Genomic DNA, 19,890 nt, shown 5'->3' on the forward strand with positions numbered 1-19,890 from the left:
CCTACGGGGGAGGTTAGGTGGGGGCTGATGACAATAACTTGAGAAACTTCCTTGTTCCCTCGTCATATAAATTATACAATAGAAGAGGGCGTGTCATTGCGACACGCCCTCTTCACATAACTTCTTTTATTGGTGTATGGAATTTATCCCCAACCGTTTGTTTGAATTTATCCCCAACCGTTTGCCTGGGATTATTTCTTCTTGGCCTTTGGAGTAGCCTTCATAGTTATACCCTTCTTGGCAGTAGCCTTCTTAGTAGCGGTCTTCTCCTCGACCTTTACCTCAGCCTTTGGCTTCTCGATATCTACAAGCTCAACGGTGAAGATGAGAGCCTCATAAGGCTTGATGTTGCGGCCGGAACCTCTCTCGCCATAAGCAAGGTCGTAAGGGATGTAGATTTCCCACTTGCTGCCTACAGGCATCAGCTGCAGAGCCTCTGTCCAGCCCTTGATCACCTGGTTCAGACCGAACGTGGTAGTCTGTGGGTTGCGTTTGTAGCTGCTGTCAAACACCTTTCCGTCGATGCTCTTGCCTTCGTATTTCACGGTCACGCGGTCTGTAGCCTTTGGCTTCTCGCCCTTGCCTTCAGTGATGACCTTATACTGCAGTCCGTTGGGCAGAGTCACCACACCCTGCTTCTTTGCGTTCTCGGCGAGGAAATCCTCACCCTTCTTCTTTGTAGCCTTCTCCATACACTCCTTGTTTGCCTTCTCAGCCTCAGTCATGTAAGCCTGTGCCACAGAGTCTGAGAGCAAGCTGTCGTCCTTCAGCAGCGATGCGATGAATCCCTTGTTGAAGAGCTCGGAGTTGATAGAGTCCTTATATTCCTTGAACTGCTCCTTGCGGTAAGGCAGCATTCCCTGCTCCACCATGAGAGCAATCTGCTGTCCTGCAGCGTAAGCTTGAACCTTAGGGTCGTTGATGTTCTTATACATGTCGTTGAAACCGCGAGCCACTTCGGCGATGTCCTTCTCCTCCACATTGTATTTCTGCTTCAGGAATGGCAGCAGTCCGTTTGTCTGTGCCTTTCCGGCAGCATAGCTCAGCGAGTCAGAAGAAGTGGCGAGTTTCACCACCTCCACTGTTTCAACAGTTTTCTTCTTCTTGTCCTTTTTCTTAGCGGCGAAAGCCGTTGTAGTGAGGCTGCCCGCCAGGATGGCGAGTGCTAAGAATAATGATTTTTTCATTGTTGTATTTTATTTTTTAGTTGACGAGTTGACGAGTTAACAAGTTGACAAGGAGACGAGTTGACAAAGAGATTTTCTTTGCCCTTTACTCGTCTACTTGTCCACTTGTTTTATTCTTGTTTATCGGTTCTGCTGTGCTTTCATTGCAGCCTCAATCTGGGCGCGCTGCTCAGGTGTGAGCTGCTGTCCTGCAGGCTGTGCCTTTCCCTTCTCTGTGCTGATGAGCTCTATCTTGAAGATGAGAGTAGAGAATGGCTTTATCTTGCCGCCGGTGTCACGTGTGCCGTAAGCCTGCTCTTGAGGAATCATAACCTCCCAAACGCTACCTACAGGCATGTGTGTAAGAGCCTCTGTGAATCCCGGTATAACCTGGTTTACAAAGAATTCAGCAGGAATTTTCTGGCCGAAGTTGCCGTCGAACACCTTTCCGTCGATAGTCTTTCCTTCATACATGATCTTTACAGAAGAGTTAGCTCCAGGAATCTCTCCCTTGCCCTCCTTGATCACCTTGTAGCAAACGCCCTTTCCGAGCTTCTTCACGTCGGCACCCTTTGCATATTTGGCAGCGAAAGCCTCGTTCTGCTTCTTGTATGCACCGTATGTCTCCTCCAGAGCCTTGTTCTTTATCTCGGTCATCTTTCTCTGTGTCACATCCTGTGCCTTGTTCATAGTCATGATGCCGCCCTTGCCTGTTGTTCCGCTGATGAAACCGGCCATGAAGTTCTTCAGAGAGATGGTCTTTGTGGAGTCTTCGCCGAAGAGCTCGTGGTTGATGCCCCTCACCAGCTGGTTGCTGAGCTGTTGGCCAATCTGTATACCGGCATAGTATGCGGCCTTCTTCTTGTCGTCGCCGGCATTGGCACCCTCGTTGAGGCCCTTGATGAATTCGTCGATATATGCTGTGTCAACGCCAAGGTTGCTCACGAGATAGTCTTTCAGTCCGTTAGACTGAGCCATACCGATAGCGTAGCTCAGTGAGTCAACGTCGTTCTTCAAATCGGCCTTTGGAGTTGACTTTCCACAAGAGGCCAGACCTGCGGCTACTACAGCTGCCGCAGCAAACAATGTAATTTTTTTCATCGTCGTATTATAATTGTTATAGTTTTCTTTCTTGTCCTTTTCCTTATGCGATAAGGTCTTCCTTACATCACCTCGAGCAGTTCAACGTCGAAGATGAGCGTTGCGAATGGAGGGATAGAACCGCCTGCTCCGCTCTCGCCGTAAGCGAGGATATAAGGGATATAGAAACGATACTTCGCGCCCTCCTGCATGAGCTGCAGACCTTCTGTCCATCCCGGAATCACCTGGTTGAGCGGGAACACCGCCGGTTCGTTGCGCTTGTAGCTGCTGTCAAACACCTGTCCGTTGATGAGAGTTCCCTCGTAGTGGCATTTCACCTGGTCGGTAGCCTTAGGCTTTTTGCCGTTGCCCTCTCTCAGCACCTCATACTGTAGACCGCTCTTGAGAGTCACCACACCCTCCTTCTTGCCGTTCTCGGCGAGGAATTTCTCTCCCTCAGCCTTTGCAGCCTTTCCCTGCTCGGCGCGGATGGCGTTGATGCGCTCCTCCTGCTGGCGGAAATACTCCTGAACGATTGTCTGTGCGTCCTTGTGTGGAACCTTCAGTACGTTACCGTTGATGACGTCTTTGATAGCGTCGGCGAAATCGTCGATGTTAAGGTCCGACGCACCCATCTGTGCCAACTGCTGGCCGATGCCCAAACCGAGGGCGTAGCTTACTTTGTCCATTTGCTTATGTATAATATTTATTGTTTATATTCCTGAATATGTATGCGTATGCGCTGTGCGCCACAATACGTTCCAGATGCTGAAACACCGCTGATTATCACGGCGCTTCAGCATCAAAAGCGCACAAAGGTACTATTTTTATCTGACTAAGTATGTTGTATTAAAGAAAAAATGCTAATTTTGTGCATTCTTAATTTATTTTGAGCCTCCTTTAGTGTGGCTCCTTGTTGTTCAATAATAATTCTGACTATGAAGAAAATTGTAGTGCTGACAGGTGCCGGCATGTCGGCAGAAAGCGGACTGAGCACCTTTCGTGATGCCGACGGTCTATGGGAGAACTATCCCGTGGCGCGAGTGGCAACCCGTGAGGCCTGGGAGACAGATCCCGACTACGTGAATGACTTCTACAACATGCTCCGCGGAAAACTTCTTGAGGCGAAGCCCAACAGGGGGCATGAGCTGGTGGCTGCCCTGCAGGAGAAATACGACGTCAGCGTGGTGACCCAGAATGTTGACAATCTGCATGAGCAGGCTGGCTCCAGAAAGGTGATACATCTGCATGGCGAGCTCATGAAGGTGTGCTCGTCGAGAGACCCCTACAATCCACATTTCATCAAGACCCTTGCTCCCGGCAATCTCACCGTTGCCCATGGCGAGAAGGCAGGCGACGGTTCGCTGCTCCGTCCCTTCATCGTGTTCTTCGGCGAGAGCGTGCCGATGATCGAACCGGCTGTTGAAGAGGTGGAGAAAGCCGACATGATGATTATCATCGGCACGTCGCTCGTGGTATATCCAGCCGCCGGACTCGTGCGCTATGTGCGTCCCGGAGCTCCGATATATCTCATCGACCCCAAGCCCTCGGTCTCAGGTTCCCGTAGCGACATCCGTCAGATAGTGAAGGGAGCGTCGGCAGGAATGGAAGAACTCATGCAGATACTGGAGAAAGAAGGATAAGAAGTGTAAATCAAAACAATAATAACCAAAATCTATGGAAGAAAACAAGAAAGACAATGTGCAGCTTCCGGACAATGCGTTCCGAGAGCTGAAAGAGGGGGAACAGTATGAACCCATCATGAGCCCCAAGAAAGTGTATCCGGAGGTAAACATGTGGTCTGTGACCTGGGGTATCGTGATGACGATGCTCTTCTCAGCCGCTGCCGCCTACCTCGGACTCAAGGTGGGTCAGGTGTTTGAGGCAGCCATTCCTATCGCCATCATCGCCGTGGGAGTGTCTACAGCCGCCAAGCGCAGCAAGGCATTGGGCGAGAACGTCATCATCCAGAGCATCGGAGCCTGTTCGGGAGCCGTGGTGGCAGGAGCCATCTTCACTCTGCCTGCCATCTATATCCTGCAGGCCAAGTATCCCGACATGGCAGTATCGTTCTTTAAGATTTTCCTCAGTTCGCTGCTCGGCGGTGTGATAGGAATCCTGTTCCTCATCCCGTTCCGCAAGTATTTCGTCAGCGACATGCACGGAAAGTATCCTTTCCCTGAGGCCACCGCCACTACCCAGGTTCTCGTTTCCGGTGCCAAGGGCGGAAGCCAGGCAAAGCCGCTGCTGCTCGCCGGTATCGTGGGCGGACTCTACGACTTCATCGTCGCCACCTTCGGATGGTGGAACGAAATGTTCACCACGCGTGTCATCGGACTGGGCGAGACGCTTGCCGACAAGGCGAAGCTCGTGTTCAAGGTCAACACCGGAGCTGCCGTGTTCGGTCTCGGATATATCATCGGTCTGAAATACGCCTTCATCATCACTCTCGGTTCGCTTGCCGTATGGTGGGTGCTCGTGCCGGGAATGGGAGTTATCTTCCACGACCAGGTGCTCAACGCCTGGAACCCCGAGCTCACCACAGCCGTCGGCGCCATGTCGCCGGAGGAGATATTCAAGTATTATGGCAAGAGCATCGGTATCGGTGGCATTGCCATGGCTGGTATCATCGGCATCATCAAGAGCTGGGGCATCATCAAGAGTGCCGTGTCGCTTGCCGCAAGGGAGATGAAGGGAAAGGGTGACACCACAGCCGACGTGCCTCGCACGCAGCGCGACATCTCGTTCAGGATCATCGCCATCGGTTCTATCGCCACCATCCTCATCACCTTCCTCTTCTTCTGGTTCGGAGTGATGGAGGGCAACCTTCTCTTCGCCATCGTCGGCATCCTGCTCGTGGCATTGATAGCATTCCTGTTCACCACCGTGGCAGCCAACGCCATCGCCATTGTGGGTAGCAACCCTGTGTCGGGAATGACGCTGATGACTCTCATCCTCGCCTCTGTAGTGATGGTGGCAGTGGGAATGAAGGGCACCGGCGGTATGCTGGCGGCGCTCATCATGGGTGGTGTGGTATGTACCGCACTCTCTATGGCCGGCGCTTTCATCACCGACCTCAAGATTGGCTACTGGCTCGGCACCACGCCAAAGAAGCAGGAGTCATGGAAGTTCCTCGGCACCCTCGTGTCGGCAGCTACCGTGGGCGGTGTGATGATGCTGCTCAACGAGACCTACGGATTTGACAGCGGTCAGCTTGCCGCTCCTCAGGCAAATGCCATGGCGGCGGTAATCGATCCGCTGATGAATGGTGTGGGTGCTCCTTGGATGCTCTATGCCATCGGTGCTGCCATCGCCGTAGTGCTCACCTTCTGCAAGGTGCCGGCATTGCCGTTCGCCCTCGGTATGTTTATCCCTATCGAACTGAACACTCCGCTGCTCATCGGCGGTTTCATCAGCTGGTATGTTTCTTCGCGCTCAAAGAGCGAGAAGGTGAACAAAGACCGCAACGAGAAGGGTACTCTTATTGCCAGCGGATTCATCGCCGGTGGTGCCCTGATGGGTGTTGTCAGTGCGTTGCTGCGCTTCTTCGGAGTGAAGTTCGACTATGAAGGATGGTGGGCAAACTCATGGTCGCAGGTTGCCGCCCTCGCTGCCTACCTGCTTCTCATCATCTATTTCGTATGGGCTACGAAGGTGAAGGAAAAGAAATAATCCCCTTACGATCTGATGACCGTTTTGGAATACACCCAAAACGGCCATCAGGTCATTCAATGTAATTTTTTTTATTGCTGTCTGCTACAACTTCTCTTTTTGAACATAAGTAAGACGGATTCATTTTTTTGATGATATCTTTTGCGAGCCTCACGGCTTGATTCCTGTCGCACAGGTCGCCCTTACGAGAGCAAACTCTCGACAGTCAACTTGCATGAAAGGAATCGGTGACGACTATGTCGCCACCTCGCAAAAGCATACAAGCGATAAACCAAGATAAACCGGCTGCGCGTAGTAACTGTCCTCTATTCGTAATTCTGAGCCGTGGGGGAATAATAATTATGACAACGCACATAGGCATCAGCCCCCACCTAACCTCTCCCGTAGGCAACCCATCCTGGCCTTCCCCAAGGGAAGGAACAAGTTACTCTGCAAATCAGCATCAGCCCCCACCTAGCCTCCCCCGTAGGGGAGGGACAGATACACTTGACTGCTTGACTGTCAATGGCTTATCAGATTAGGAGTAACCTGCATCTCCCCTACGGGGGAGAACGAGAGGGGGCTGATGATGATCACCGGAGAAACCTACTCCTATTCACGACATCAGCCTCCACTTAATCATATTAGCCCCCACCTAGCCTCCCCCGTATGATGGGCTGTCATAATCAGAGACACAAACAACGAAAAGCGGTTGAACAACGACATGGAAGTCGTCATTCAACCGCTTCATTTAACTCTAAACGGTCATTATGCCGTTCGGCGTTTTATCCCAATTCTGTCATTATGCCGTTTGGGGTTTATCCCGATTCTGTCATTATGCCGTTCTGGGCTTAATCCTCATCGCCCCAAAGGTTGAAGCCATTGTTGTCCTTGGCAGTCTCTGGCTGAGAAGTACCGTTCCAAATGCTGATGCCTTTGTCGCTGAAGCCGTAGTTATTCTTCAGTGTCACTTCATCCTTCTTGGCAGTCAAGTCATTATATTTCTTCACGCCGATGCTTGTGGCGGCCATCACCTTTTCGGTGTGCACCTTCATCAGCGTTGTCTCTGGTGATATATATATCTTTTTCATTTTTATCTGTCCTCCCTCAGTTTTACTTTACGATAAATTTCTTTCCGTTCACGATGTATATTCCCTTTGGCAGACTGCTGGTGTCGGCGGCGTTCATCTTCTGTCCGCTCAGACTGTAGATGCCATTTGAGGCAACCTCAGCATCATCGTTTCCGCTGATGGCGTTCCAGATGGCAGTAGTCTCGCCCTGCTCCTCAATGCCGTTGATGTGCATAGTGAGCTGCTTTGCTTCTGACGGGTTGGTAGAAGTGGAGATAATCCATGAGCGGAAAGCTCCGGCATGAGGTTTCACTGTGTTTGTCTCCACCTTGGTTGGGTCATACTGATAGAAGCTGTTTGTCTTGGCGTCGATGAAGTAAGAGTATGCAGGGAAGTCCACGTTGTTCCATGAACCGGTGCATTTGAAGCCTGTGTTCACGATGTCAACTACCTCTTTGCTTGTCAGCGTAACGTTTTTGAATACCGGATTAGTCACATCCTTAGCTGGCTTCATGAGCACAGGAGTACCGCCTACGATCATCTGATAGAAATGCTCGAAGAGGTTGAGGTCTGTACCTGTAACGTCGCTGTAGTGCAACACCTTCACTCCATTACCGAACACGTCCTTCATCTGCTTTTGGCTTACGCTGAATGGCAATACCACGGAATACCATCTGCCGCTGCGGAATGTGCGGTTTTTGAGAGTTACGTTATACTGATTGCCAACTGTCAGACCTTCTATCGTTGTTGCATTGTCTTTATCTCCGTAGAGAGTCACCTTTTGCAAATTTTCAGTTTTGTAATCCGCATCTTTATCGAAGCAGAAACCAGAGAGGGCGAGCTTCGTCCTTGATGCGAAGAGATAGTAAGTCTTGCCAGCCTTTACAGGGAACTCGTATGTCACGTATCCCTCGCTGATCAGCATATATCCTGTATGGTCGTAGTTGGTGTCGCCGGTCTCGCTCATGCCGTCACCCTTGAGAATATCGGCGTTGCAAGCCTCGTGGAGCACGATGATAGGCTGGATGCTCGTGCCGAGAGTCAGTGCCTTGCGCTTGTCAGCGTCGGCAACGGCAGAGTTGAAGTTTGTGAACTTGTCATTCTTGCCGTCGATGATATTCTGGTAGTATGCCTGCAGCTTGTCCATGTAGTCCTTCGTATAGAAGTTGTCATTGGAAGCATTGTCTGTATTTTGGATCTCTGTCCAGTCAGCCTTGTTCACCTTTGATGATGTGTAGGCATAATTGGCAGGTATGCTCTTGCCTGTCTCGTCGAGGAAGTATACCGGGCGCTTTCTAACCTTCTCAGGGTATAGCTTTCCGCTGACGTTATGGATAGCTCCCTGCTGCTCCACGAATACTGTGAGTTTTCCGTTGGCTTCAGGCTCAAACTTGAAGAAGCTGCCCACTGCCGGCAGTGCGAAAGTCCTCTCGTGGAGTTCCTGGCTTAAAGCATTGCAGTGGAGATATTCATGGCTTTTGTTCTCGCCACCGATCTTTCCGTCGCCGAGTTCCGACTCCACGTCAGCAGTTCCATACAATGCCTTGACTGATACTGTGTGGATAGAACCGAGGGTGTTGTCGTTCTTAGAGAGAGCCGTGAAGTTGCTGCTTCCCTTTATGCCTCCGTATGTCATTGTTATGCCGCTAATATCCTTAACGGTAGTGCCAACTTCCTGTGATTCCGATGTATTCAGATATGTTGTGTTAGCGTCGAGCAGGAAGTATGTGCGTGATACGATGTCAGATTTTATTACTTCGTTATTGCTATTAGTATACTCTGCGTAAGCCCTTACTGTAGAAGTTTTTGTCAGATTCAATTTTACAGGCAATGATTCAGCTACAGTCCAAGTACTTGTGGTAACGGTGCCGTCATTGTTTCTTACCTCTGTTGCGTATTTTACCTTGAGCTTGCCGGAGGGAGCCTGTGCCCATTGCTGGTCTGAAATAGTTACATCGAGATTTGTTGCTACCGTTGCCTGGTCACCAGGAGTGATATCGGGAGTAGCGAGGCCGCAAGAACCATCGTTCTTGAACGACTCTGATGCCTGCTTATCACATTCTCTGTATTTGGTATCGTCGCCTATTTTCACACGCTTCGTGAAGGCATTCACTGTCACATCGGCATTATTACTCCATGCCATCTTCACTGTCTGAGAAGTCCCTTCCAGCTTCACTCTTTTTGTATTTCCAGCCGAGTTAGGGTTAGAACCATCTGTGGTGTACCAAGTTTCGAGCGTCGTTCCTTCTTGCCCCTTTGCTTTCTGAGTGATGGTGAACGACAACTGTGAAGTCGTCGTTTCGTAGGTGTTCAGAGTGATTGTAGGGGCGGTTACGGAGAGAAGTCTCAATTCACCGGGAATATCCTGATAATAGATTGTGGCACCGAAAATGCGAAGATCTTGTTTGCCGCAAGAGAATGTCACAGACGTTTGACCGTTCCATGCTACAGGCATTTGGCAATATGTTTTTTTCCCGTCTGGAACATCAATAGATGTCGTATTAAATTCAACTGGGATTGTCGTTGGATTGGAATTGTTTTTACTTACCATAAGCTCAATCTTTCTGATTGTAGCAACGTTGGCGGTGATGGTAAGATTTCCAGTTCCGCCTGCAGAGAACTTAACGTTGTTGTCCATAAGAGAAACTCCGTTTCCCGAGAATGTTGCCGTTATAGCCTCATCTTTTGATTGGTACGATGATACTTTTTTTTCGTACGTAAAGGGGAAAGTCTTGTCCGTTGTTTCTTGCGCCCACGATACAGTCATGGAGCAAAGAAAGAGAATTACGAATGTGGCGAGTCGCTGTAGCGACCTTTCGCATTTGTGCTGCTTGCTGCCGGTAGAACTCGACAGGCAAGTCGTCCCTGTTTGTAGATTCTTCATTTTTTTGTTGTTATATTAATTTATTGTTCTTCTGTTGTACCTGGTTCTCGCTTCTGATATACGTGTTGGGGGCACCGGTGTGGGTATCGTCTCTCCGCCTTGCGCCTTCTTGTGTCATTGTGGCAATTCCTTTTTGGGGAACTGCCGGTATGACGCTGTGCTTGTATGTCGAATTTTTTATGTTGTAGAGTCAGATAGATTCCCTTACCTTAGTCGACAGGTTTTTGCCTGTTTCCTTTTGGCTTACGAGTAGATTCTCTATACGTATGTTTTGACTTACGAATGGAGTCGCTTTTTCGTCTGTTTTTGTAATTCGGTGTGGGATAATCTGTTGCTAAGTTACACAGATGAATGATACGTTATATTATCGGATGCGTTTTTTTTAACGAAAACGTTTGCGCAGACGTTGTGCTTTATCACGGAGATTATCGTGGTAGTGGTGTGTGGACATCGTCTTTATTATAATATGGATACATTATTATCACTGATTATTTATTTATTCTGTGGCGCTTTTCCTCTTTATATGATTTCAGACAAAACAAGATATGATTTTAGACAAAAACCAGGATAAACCTATAGTCAGTCACTGTGTTGAATATCAGCCCCCACCTAGCCTCCCCCGTAGGATAACCCATCCTAGCCTTCCCAAAGGGAAGGAACTTGTTACTCAGAATATTGTCATCAGCCCCCACCTAGCCTCCCCCGAAGGGGAGGGACAGATACCCTTGTTGTCTGATTATCAGAAGGCTATCAATAGTAAGAGTAACCTGCATCTCCCCTACGGGGGAGAACGAGAGGGGGCTGATGTTCATTGGCTGAATTGATTGGCTGAAGTCTTGACAAAGCAGAGTAACTTGTTCCTTCCCTTTGGGAAGGTTAGGATGGGTTATTTTTGGGTTTAATCGCTGTGTCCCACTCTGTCAGAAACGAAAAAAATCCCGCCAGGCAAAGCCCGACGGGATTCTTATTCTTGTGAGATGTCCAGTTTGTCAGTGCTTCGTGAGAAGCCGACAAGCGGGAACATCATGCGATGTATCGTCTGTTCAGCGATTAGAGCTGAGGACCAGCTGCAACGAGAGCCTTACCAGCCTCGTTAGTCTCATACTTCTTGAAGTTCTTGATGAAGCGGGCAGCGAGATCCTTAGCCTTCTCCTCCCACTGAGCTGCGTCAGCATAAGTGTCGCGTGGGTCGAGGATGTTGGTGTCTACGCCGTTGAGCTCTGTAGGAACAACGAAGTTGAAGAATGGGATAGTCTTTGTTGGAGCAGCGTCGATAGAGTGGTCGAGGATAGCGTCGATGATACCACGAGTGTCGCGGATAGAGATACGCTTGCCGGTACCGTTCCAACCAGTGTTCACCAAGTAAGCCTTTGCACCGCTCTTCTGCATCTTCTTAACCAGCTCCTCAGCATACTTTGTTGGGTGGAGCTCCAGGAATGCCTGGCCGAAGCAAGCAGAGAATGTAGGAGTAGGCTCAGTGATGCCACGCTCTGTACCAGCGAGCTTTGCTGTGAATCCAGAGAGGAAGTAGTACTTTGTCTGCTCAGCGCTCAGGATAGATACTGGAGGAAGAACTCCGAATGCGTCTGCAGAGAGGAAGATAACCTGCTTTGCAGCCGGGCCCTGAGAGTAAGGACGCTGGATGTTCTTGATGTGGTAGATAGGATAAGAAACACGTGTGTTCTCTGTTACGCTCTTGTCAGCGAAGTCGATCTTGCCGTCCTTGTCCACAGTAACGTTCTCAAGGAGAGCGTCGCGTGTGATGGCACCGTAGATGTCTGGCTCAGACTCCTTGTCGAGGTTGATAACCTTGGCGTAGCAGCCACCCTCGAAGTTGAACACACCCTCGTCGTCCCATCCGTGCTCGTCGTCGCCGATGAGCTTACGCTTAGGATCGGTAGAGAGAGTAGTCTTGCCAGTACCAGAAAGACCGAAGAAGATAGCTGTGTTCTCACCGTTCATGTCGGTGTTTGCAGAGCAGTGCATAGAAGCGATGCCCTTCAATGGGAGGAAGTAGTTCATCATAGAGAACATACCCTTCTTCATCTCACCGCCATACCATGTGTTGATGATAACCTGCTCCTTAGAAGTTACGTTGAACACTACAGCAGTCTCTGAGTTCAGACCCAGCTCCTTGTAGTTCTCAACCTTAGCCTTAGAAGCATTGTATACGATGAAGTCCGGCTCCTGGTCGAACTCAGCCTCGTTCTGAGGACGGATGAACATATTTGTAACGAAGTGAGCCTGCCAAGCCACCTCAACGATGAAGCGAACCTTCATGCGGGTGTCCTTGTGAGTTCCGCAGAAACCGTCAACAACGAACAGCTTCTTGTTGCTCAGCTCCTTCTTTGCAATTTCCTTTACTGCAGTCCAAGCCTCCTTGGAAGCACGGTGGTTGTCGTTCTTGTATTCCTCAGAAGTCCACCATACTGTGTCGTGAGAATTCTCGTCGTCAACGATGAACTTGTCCTTAGGCGAACGGCCGGTGTAGATACCAGTCATCACGTTTACGGCGCCGAGCTCAGTCTCCTGACCTACCTCGAAACCCTCGAGACCTTCCTTGGTCTCCTCGTTGAACAACACCTCATAAGAAGGATTGTACAGAACCTCAGTAGTACCTGTTATTCCATACTTCTCTAAAACTGACTTATCAAACTTTGCCATTTTATAATAATGTATTTAGTGTGAATATTTCTTTTTATCTTGAATAACTATTGAATCTGTCTTTGCAGAATACCTATCGATTTCTGTATACCTACTGTTTAAAATCGGGGCAAAGGTAGTAAAATTCTATTTTTCAACAAAGCGATGGTTGCCAAAATAACACTCGTCTAAACAATTTTAGGTTAAAGAAGTTTAAATGTAATGTCACTGAAAGTTATTTGTAAAATGCAAGTGTCAATTATTATTCTTTATTTCTTATTTTTGCACGATTCCAGAAACCGCTTCCGTCGGGACGCCCTCTCATAAGCAGCCCCGCATGGATAAGAATAACGACAAAACAATATATTCCCTATGAAAGTAATAAACTTCAGTGATCAGAATTCTATCATCAACCAGTATCTGGCAGAGATGCGCGACAAGGACTATCAGCAGAACCGACTGCTCTTCCGCAACAACATACAGAGAGTGGGCGAGATTATGGCATACGAAATAAGCAAAACGCTTGACTATCAGCAGAAAACCGTGCATACGCCGCTTGCCGACGCAGAGGTCAGCGTGCCGGTGGACGATGTGGTGGTGGCAACGATCTTCCGTGCCGGACTGCCCTTCCATACCGGATTCCTCAATGTCTTCGACCATGCCGGAAACGCCTTCGTCAGCGCATACCGCAAATACACCGACGAGGAACATACCCAGGTGGGCATACACATAGAATATCTTGCCACTCCCGACCTGACCGGCAAGACGCTCATCATCGCCGACCCGATGCTCGCCACCGGAGGTTCGATGGAGCTGGGCTGGGAGGCTCTCGTGTCGAAAGGCAGGCCGAAGCACGTGCATGTGGCGTGCGTCATAGCCACGCCGGAGGGTGTGGACTATATCAAGACACACCTGCCGGAGGAGAACACCACGATATGGTGTGCCGCCATCGACCCGGGACTCAACGAGCATAAGTATATCGTTCCGGGATTCGGAGATGCCGGCGATTTGTGTTATGGCGACAAGCTGTAGGATACTACAGGATAGATTATAGGTTTTGACCGATTTGGGTTTAAAGAAGACTTCGTATCTTCTGACATAAGTTCCCCTGCCTTTCTTCCTCTGGAAGGGCAGGGCGTTTTATTTCAAAAGCCCGGTCGGTCATCATGACGTTTTGGGCAACCGCTTGGCGTAAAATCTGCCCAACCGGGGCAAGGTGCTTGCCCATGATGAGAAAGCAGCGTGCCCCATGTGGGCAAGCACCTTGCCCATTATTTGTTCAAATGACATGGTGGCAAGGGATATTGGAGATGGCGTACAGCTTGACCCGAAACCTATTGTCATTCCGTGTTTTCATTTTTAGACCGGTGGAACATCGCCTTATGATGATGGACACTATATTATCACAGATATAACCTGTTGGCGGAATTAAATTAGCGCACGCTTATTAATGACCGATTGGGGTTAAAATTGGGCACGGTGCTTGCCCAACTGGGGTACGCTGCTTTCTCATCATGGGCAAGGTGCTTGCTCCGGATGGGCAGAATTGCAGTCAGACGTCTGCCCAATAAGTTAACATGCTATCTGACAATTCCTTCCATCAGCAAAACCATCCAGACAATTGGCTGACAATCGTAAGGTGGTCAATTGCTTGTTTGTCTGGATATTACGGCAAAAAACCAGATGGTCTGACAGTTTTTTCGGCAATTCTTGATTTTACGGAGAATCAAGCGATATTTACAACTTTTACTCATATCTGTCAACATAAATTAATCCCGCCAACGGGTAGATATAATTTATTCCGTGGTGCTTTTCCTCTTTATATGATTGCAGACAAAACAGAATATGATTTAGACAAAGAAACGGGATGTGATTTTAGACAAAAACCAGGATAAACCCATAGGATGGGTTATCCTTCGGGGGAGGCTAAGTGGTGGGGTAATTCGCGGTACCCACTATATATCTATACCCAATTGCCGACTGCATACAGAGGTCTGTTCTCCATCCATTCCTGATTCTGGTATGGCATCATGGAAAGGCGCAGACCTTTTAGTTCAGGGTGTTTGCCTATGAATGTTCTCAAGGATTTGGCATGCACGTTCACTTCAGCCTTAACTTCAATCGGAACAACAACAGCACCTTTTTGTACCACTAAATCGATTTCAACCCTCGAATCATTGCTGCTATAATAATATATAGACAAGTCCTCTGTCATCAACTGTGTCAATACAAACAGTTCGGTAAATGCACCTTTGTATTCCTTGAACAGGGTGTCAGCCACAATGATACTTTCAGCAGGAGCGTCTGACATTGCCCCCATTAATCCTATGTCAAGTACAAATAGCTTGAATACGGACATTTCCTCATAAAACTTCAAAGGAATCGAAGGTGTAGTAATTCTGTTGATTTGATATATTAGCCCCGCATCCAAGAGCCACTGTATGGCTATTTCGAACTCAGAGGCTCTTGCCCCTTTCTTTAAAACTCCAAATATGAATTTTTTGTTCTCCTTGGCGAGTTGCGCAGGTATGGAGTCCCATACCATATTGATGCGGGGCACTTCTTGAATTGGTGCATGCTTGGAGAAGTCTCTACGGTAATCGAACAGAATTTGCTTCTGGATGTTACGCACTTCCTCAAGATTCTTTGTCAAGGCAAATTCTGCCACAGCAGCCGGCATCCCTCCTACATAATAATACTGACGCAGACGATCAATCAAACGAACCGACAAAGAATCGATAATGGAGAAATCCTTTGAGGCTAGAACATCCACCAAAGGCTGTTCGTCTATAGCCATGAGAAACTCATCGAAAGTCATAGGATACATCTTTATCATGTCAACCTTACCTACTGGGAACGATGTGTCACGGTGAAGCGAAATTCCGAGTAGCGAACCAGCCACAGCTACATGATATTGGGATGCATCCTCACAAAAATATTTCAAAGAATTTAGAACCGTCGGATTCTCTTGTATCTCGTCGAAAATGATAAGAGTGTTCTCCGGTTCAATATTCACATGCAGAATGGCTGAAAGAGAGAGCAATATTCTGCTGATGTTATAGTCCTGAGAAAATATCTTGTCCAGCGTTTTGTTCTTGTCACAATTGACATACGCCATTTTCTCGTAGTAATGTGAACCGAACTCTTTTAAGATATATGTTTTGCCCACTTGTCTTGCTCCGTTGACAATCAATGGTTTACGGTTTTTCTTGTTTTTCCATTCAATGAGCTTTGATAAGATTTTTCTCTTCATATCTACATTTATTTGCACGAGTATTTGCTGCAAAGATACATTTTTTCGCACGAATAATCATCACGGTCACACATTTTTTCGCACGAGTCAATTATGTTTTTCGTTTTGCTGCTAATAAATGAGTAGACACATTACTATTTTGCAATACAACATGACATACCAAAAAGGAAGCACTGAAGCACTTCCTTTTCCTGAAGAATTCTCTTGTCCTATGGCATCAGCCCCCACCTAGCCTCCCCCGAAGGATAACCCATCCTAGCCTTCCCAAAGGGAAGGAACTTGTTACTCAGAATATTGTCATCAGCCCCCACCTAGCCTCCCCCGTAGGATAACCCATCCTAGCCTTCCCAAAGGGAAGGAACTTGTTACTCAGAATATTGTCATCAGCCCCCACCTAACCTCCCCCGTAGGGGAGGGACAGTTACTATTGCTATTGATAATCTATTGATAATCAGACAACTACAAACGGCTATCATGTAGTCAAGGGTATCTGTCCCTCCCCTACGGGGGAGGTTAGGTGGGGGCTAAAGTTCATTAGGCGGAGTAATCTGTTCCTTCCCTTTGGGAAGGTCAGGATGGGTTGTCTTGGGAAGGTTAGGATGGGTTGTCTTGGGAAGGTTAGGATGGGTTGTCTTGGGAAGGTTAGGATGGGTTGTCTTGGTGAAGGTCAGGATGGGTTGTCTTGGTGAAGGTCAGGATGGGTTGTCTTGGTGAAGGTCAGGATGGGTTGTCCTTGGTGAAGGTCAATGGGTTATCCTTCGGGGGAGGTTAGGTGGGGGCTGATGGCAATATTCAGAGTAGTTGGTATTGGTATTGAGTTAAGATTGAACTTCATTAACCTTGTGGTTTATCCAGGTTTTTTTCTTTAACCCAAAACGGTCATTAGGCCGTTTATTGTATTTTATATTTACTGCTTGCAGTCTTTTGTTTTTTATAAGGCGTCTTTTGCTTGTTTTTAATTCGTAATAGCTCGCTATTACTCATTAAAAGCCAAACAAAATCCACTCTTCTAAAAGAACAAAATCCAGGCAAGCCCTAATGACCTCTAAGTTTGCAGAAGATTGCGACGAAGTCGCATAAACTCCAAAATAATCAAGGTAAAACTATGATTGCTAAAGACAGTTTCGTACCTTTGTTGTAAAAAGGTAGAATCGGTCTGTCGAAGAGGTAAACCAGCTAATGACCCAGCCGTAAAGCTATAAATCGTTTAGGTCCTCATCGACATAGTTGCAAAGACCAGATAGAAAGTTATCGGCTCTGAGCCTTGTTAGAGTGTTAGTCCATACAACTATTGACCAATTCTACACAATATAACTCGTACAAAGTTATGAAGAATTTATTTATCGGAGTTGATTTTTCGAAAGAAAAAGTTGATGTGGCTATCCTTTTTGCAGACGGACTGGCAGAAACCGCTGCTAGAGTGTTCAACGAGTTCAAGACAACCGTGTCTGGCTATAGGCAGTTGGTCAAGTGGGTTGAGCAGAATTCCTGCGGTATCGACTCGTCCTTGTGGCTCTTCTGTGGCGAGAACACGGGCGACTACAGCAAGGGACTGTGCAACTTCCTCTACGGTAAAGGCTACGACATGTGGCTTGAGAACGCAAAGAGCATCAAAGACGCATCTGGTCTTAGACGATTGAAGTCTGACCGTGCTGACGCCTCGATGATTGCAGAATACGCCATGAGGAATTACGATAAAGCCGTTATGTACGAGCCTCTTAGCGAGTCGCTTACACAACTGCGTGAGCTGTTCCTATACCGTCAGATGATCGTAAGACACAGATGCAGTTTCCAGGTGCGTAGAGGCGAAAAGCGACTCACTATGGAGAAGTCGCCAGTCAAGACAATGATTTCGCAGAGCGGACGGCACATCGTCTCTGAACTCAATAAGGAGATAGAGAAGATAGATAAGCGCATTGCCGATCTCATCAAGTCGGACGAGGAACTCACCGAGGTGTTCACCATCGTGACCTCGGTGCCTGGCATAGGAACGCAGAACGCTGTGTGCCTGATGGTGTACACCGACAACTTCCGGCGTTTCAACTACGACTCACGCAAGATTGCCTGCTATTACGGCCTAGCTCCATTTGGCAAAGATTCGGGAACCAGTGTGCATTCCGATCCGCATGTACATTATATGGCTAACCGCCAGATAAAGGCCATGCTGACGCAAGCGGCACTAGCTGCCGTCAACTTCAATCCCATTATGGCGAGGTACTACATGCGCCTCGTAGAACGAGGAAAGAAGAAGCAGGTTGCACTGAACAATGTCAAGAACAAACTTGTACATTTGGTCACAGCCATGGTCAGAAATCGCCAAACATTCACCCCTGAATATAAAATCTCAGCATAAATTGAAAATAATGGTCAAAACATTTGGATATTAACATAGAAAGCGATTTGGGTTTAATCATACACTGAGATCAGCTGTTTACGGATTAACGGATGTCAGGTGCTAATCAAATTCCCAGCAAGTTCAGATTGCCGATTTGGGTTAAAAGACCTGTAAAAGTCGGCTTGTGTCATAAGAATCGTGCGTCGATTGACTAAAAAAACTCAATAAAACGGTTATTTTATATAATAAAGCATTATATAAGGTAGATTTTCCGATTATTCTGACTACATTTGCAGCTAAATTACACTAAAAGACTCTTATGAAACGAAACTTATTCCCGATCACGCTGCTTCTGGCAGGAGTCATGATGCTCGCTTCATGTCTCAACGACGAAGATGACAGCATCAAAATTACATATTACGGCGATGCCGCCCTCACCTCGTTTTCCGTTGGAACGCTGACGAGGACATACCTCAACAACAAAGGTGAGGCATTGAAATCCACCGTCGACGGTACCGACAGCACGACAACGGTAGACGGAAGCAAATACAAGTTCACCATCGACCAGCTGAAGCGTGAGATATACAATGCCGACTCGCTGCCGGCAGGTACCGCCGTGAGCAAGGTTGTATGCTCGTTGGCGAGCAAGAATTCCGGAGTGGTGTATGTAAAGAGAATGGCAAGCGACACCCTCGATTATTTCACCGGAAACGATTCCATCGACTTCAAAGACAAGAGAGTGTTCAGGGTGTATTCCACCGACGGACAGTCATACAGAGACTATAACGTGGAAATCCGCGTACACAAAGAGCTCGCAGACTCCTTTGAGTGGCAGAGAGAAGATGTGTCGAACATCCTTCCAGACCTCGGCAAATACAAGGGAGTGAAGATTTTCGCCATGGGCGAAAACGTGTTTGCGATGGTCAACGACGGAGCCACCTCGTTCGTAATGCGCAAGGGAATCAACGACAACAGCCGTTGGAACACGGTGACGCCCAACGTGAATACCGTGTTCTCGCCGGATGCCTACAAGAATGTGGCGACACTCGACGGATGGATATATATGCTCACCAACGGCATTATGTTCAAGTCGAAAGACGGAGCTGAATGGCAGAACGTGAATGTACAGGGAGTGGAAAACCTGAAGCAGCTCGTGGGAGCGTCGGCAACAAAACTCTATGCCATCACACAGAACGGTATGGCATCGTCGAAAGACGGCGAGGTGTGGACCGACGTGGCACTCGACGGCGACAAGAACCTGCTGCCTACCGGAAGCATCAGCTTCTGCACCATGCCTTCGACGACGAATAAAGGCGTGGACCGACTCGTGATGGTGGGAAATTCCGCCAAGGCAGACACCGCCGCCGTGGTGTGGGGAAAGATTGAAGACTACAGCGAGGAACAGGACTCATACTCGTGGTCGCTATATGAGGGAAACTACAAGAAGGAACTGCCTAATATGGCAGGACTATCAGTGGTGAGATACGACGGCAGACTCTATGCCATCGGAGGCGCAGGACTCGGCGGCAGCACCGCACAGCCATACGCGCAGCTCTATTTCAGCAAAGACCAGGGCCTGACATGGCATAAGAGCACACTCTTCACACTGCCAGCCGACATGCCGAAGGACGTGGACCCCAATACGCTGAGCATGACGACAGACAAATACAACAACGTGTGGATAATCAGTGCCTCTACGGCACAGGTGTGGAAGATGCGCATCAACCGCCTCGGATGGAAGACCGAACAGACGGCTTTCAGCGAGTGACCGTTTTAGAAATTCACAGAGCATGGGCGGATATGGTATC

At 48.2% G+C, this 19,890-nt stretch carries 13 protein-coding genes; 6 read left to right on the forward strand and 7 right to left on the reverse strand.

Annotated features, from left to right (window positions below; all coding sequences use genetic code 11):
* Window positions 1–191: 191 nt before the first annotated feature.
* From ACDC99_RS11255 to ACDC99_RS11265, 3 genes are all read right to left on the reverse strand, one after another.
* A complete protein-coding gene (locus tag ACDC99_RS11255) occupies window positions 192–1,187 on the reverse strand; it encodes an FKBP-type peptidyl-prolyl cis-trans isomerase (protein WP_022317162.1) in 996 nt (331 codons plus the stop codon).
* Between the two features lie 120 nt (window positions 1,188–1,307).
* Window positions 1,308–2,267, reverse strand: a complete 960-nt coding sequence (locus ACDC99_RS11260) for an FKBP-type peptidyl-prolyl cis-trans isomerase (protein ID WP_082026229.1) — start codon at window positions 2,265–2,267, stop codon at window positions 1,308–1,310.
* Between the two features lie 62 nt (window positions 2,268–2,329).
* Window positions 2,330–2,935, reverse strand: a complete 606-nt coding sequence (locus tag ACDC99_RS11265) for an FKBP-type peptidyl-prolyl cis-trans isomerase (protein ID WP_042520280.1) — start codon at window positions 2,933–2,935, stop codon at window positions 2,330–2,332.
* A gap of 249 nt (window positions 2,936–3,184) precedes the next feature.
* Between ACDC99_RS11265 and ACDC99_RS11270 the strand changes: the two genes are divergently transcribed.
* Both ACDC99_RS11270 and ACDC99_RS11275 read left to right on the forward strand, forming a co-directional pair.
* Window positions 3,185–3,889: a Sir2 family NAD-dependent protein deacetylase gene (locus ACDC99_RS11270; RefSeq protein WP_370756771.1), complete on the forward strand. Its 705-nt coding sequence runs from the start codon at window positions 3,185–3,187 to the stop codon at window positions 3,887–3,889.
* A 34-nt stretch (window positions 3,890–3,923) separates the two neighbouring features.
* Window positions 3,924–5,918 carry an OPT family oligopeptide transporter gene (locus ACDC99_RS11275; protein WP_289064926.1) on the forward strand — a complete coding sequence of 665 codons (1,995 nt, stop codon included), beginning with the start codon at window positions 3,924–3,926 and terminating at the stop codon, window positions 5,916–5,918.
* Between the two features lie 830 nt (window positions 5,919–6,748).
* Here ACDC99_RS11275 and ACDC99_RS11280 read toward each other — a convergent pair.
* The 3 genes from ACDC99_RS11280 to pckA all read right to left on the reverse strand — a co-directional run bounded on the left by ACDC99_RS11280 (window position 6,749) and on the right by pckA (window position 12,515).
* A complete protein-coding gene (locus ACDC99_RS11280) occupies window positions 6,749–6,988 on the reverse strand; it encodes a hypothetical protein (RefSeq protein ID WP_370756772.1) in 240 nt (79 codons plus the stop codon).
* A gap of 22 nt (window positions 6,989–7,010) precedes the next feature.
* Complete coding sequence (locus tag ACDC99_RS11285; protein ID WP_370756773.1) at window positions 7,011–9,851, reverse strand: hypothetical protein; 2,841 nt, start codon at window positions 9,849–9,851, stop codon at window positions 7,011–7,013.
* Window positions 9,852–10,901: 1,050 nt separating this feature from the next.
* Entirely contained in the window at window positions 10,902–12,515 is a 1,614-nt protein-coding gene (gene pckA / locus ACDC99_RS11290; RefSeq protein WP_042520274.1) for a phosphoenolpyruvate carboxykinase (ATP), read from the reverse strand.
* A 351-nt stretch (window positions 12,516–12,866) separates the two neighbouring features.
* Here pckA and upp point away from each other — a divergent pair, with 351 nt between their 5' ends.
* Window positions 12,867–13,526, forward strand: a complete 660-nt coding sequence (upp, locus tag ACDC99_RS11295; protein WP_370756774.1) for a uracil phosphoribosyltransferase — start codon at window positions 12,867–12,869, stop codon at window positions 13,524–13,526.
* A 545-nt stretch (window positions 13,527–14,071) separates the two neighbouring features.
* Window positions 14,072–14,389 (forward strand): hypothetical protein, encoded by a 318-nt coding sequence (locus tag ACDC99_RS11300; RefSeq protein ID WP_288176896.1) that lies wholly within the window; start codon window positions 14,072–14,074, stop codon window positions 14,387–14,389.
* A 68-nt stretch (window positions 14,390–14,457) separates the two neighbouring features.
* Here ACDC99_RS11300 and ACDC99_RS11305 read toward each other — a convergent pair whose 3' ends face one another.
* Entirely contained in the window at window positions 14,458–15,747 is a 1,290-nt protein-coding gene (locus ACDC99_RS11305) for an ATP-binding protein (RefSeq protein WP_044065192.1), read from the reverse strand.
* 1,327 nt (window positions 15,748–17,074) lie between these two features.
* On the opposite strand from ACDC99_RS11305, the gene ACDC99_RS11310 reads away from it, so the two are divergent.
* Complete coding sequence (locus ACDC99_RS11310) at window positions 17,075–18,100, forward strand: IS110 family RNA-guided transposase (RefSeq protein ID WP_042517114.1); 1,026 nt, start codon at window positions 17,075–17,077, stop codon at window positions 18,098–18,100.
* A gap of 301 nt (window positions 18,101–18,401) precedes the next feature.
* Entirely contained in the window at window positions 18,402–19,850 is a 1,449-nt protein-coding gene (locus ACDC99_RS11315) for a DUF6242 domain-containing protein (RefSeq protein ID WP_156136987.1), read from the forward strand.
* Window positions 19,851–19,890 lie beyond the last annotated feature (40 nt).

Origin of the sequence: Prevotella pectinovora (genome assembly GCF_041323955.1) — a bacterium.
GTDB classification, from domain to species: Bacteria; Bacteroidota; Bacteroidia; order Bacteroidales; family Bacteroidaceae; genus Prevotella; species Prevotella pectinovora.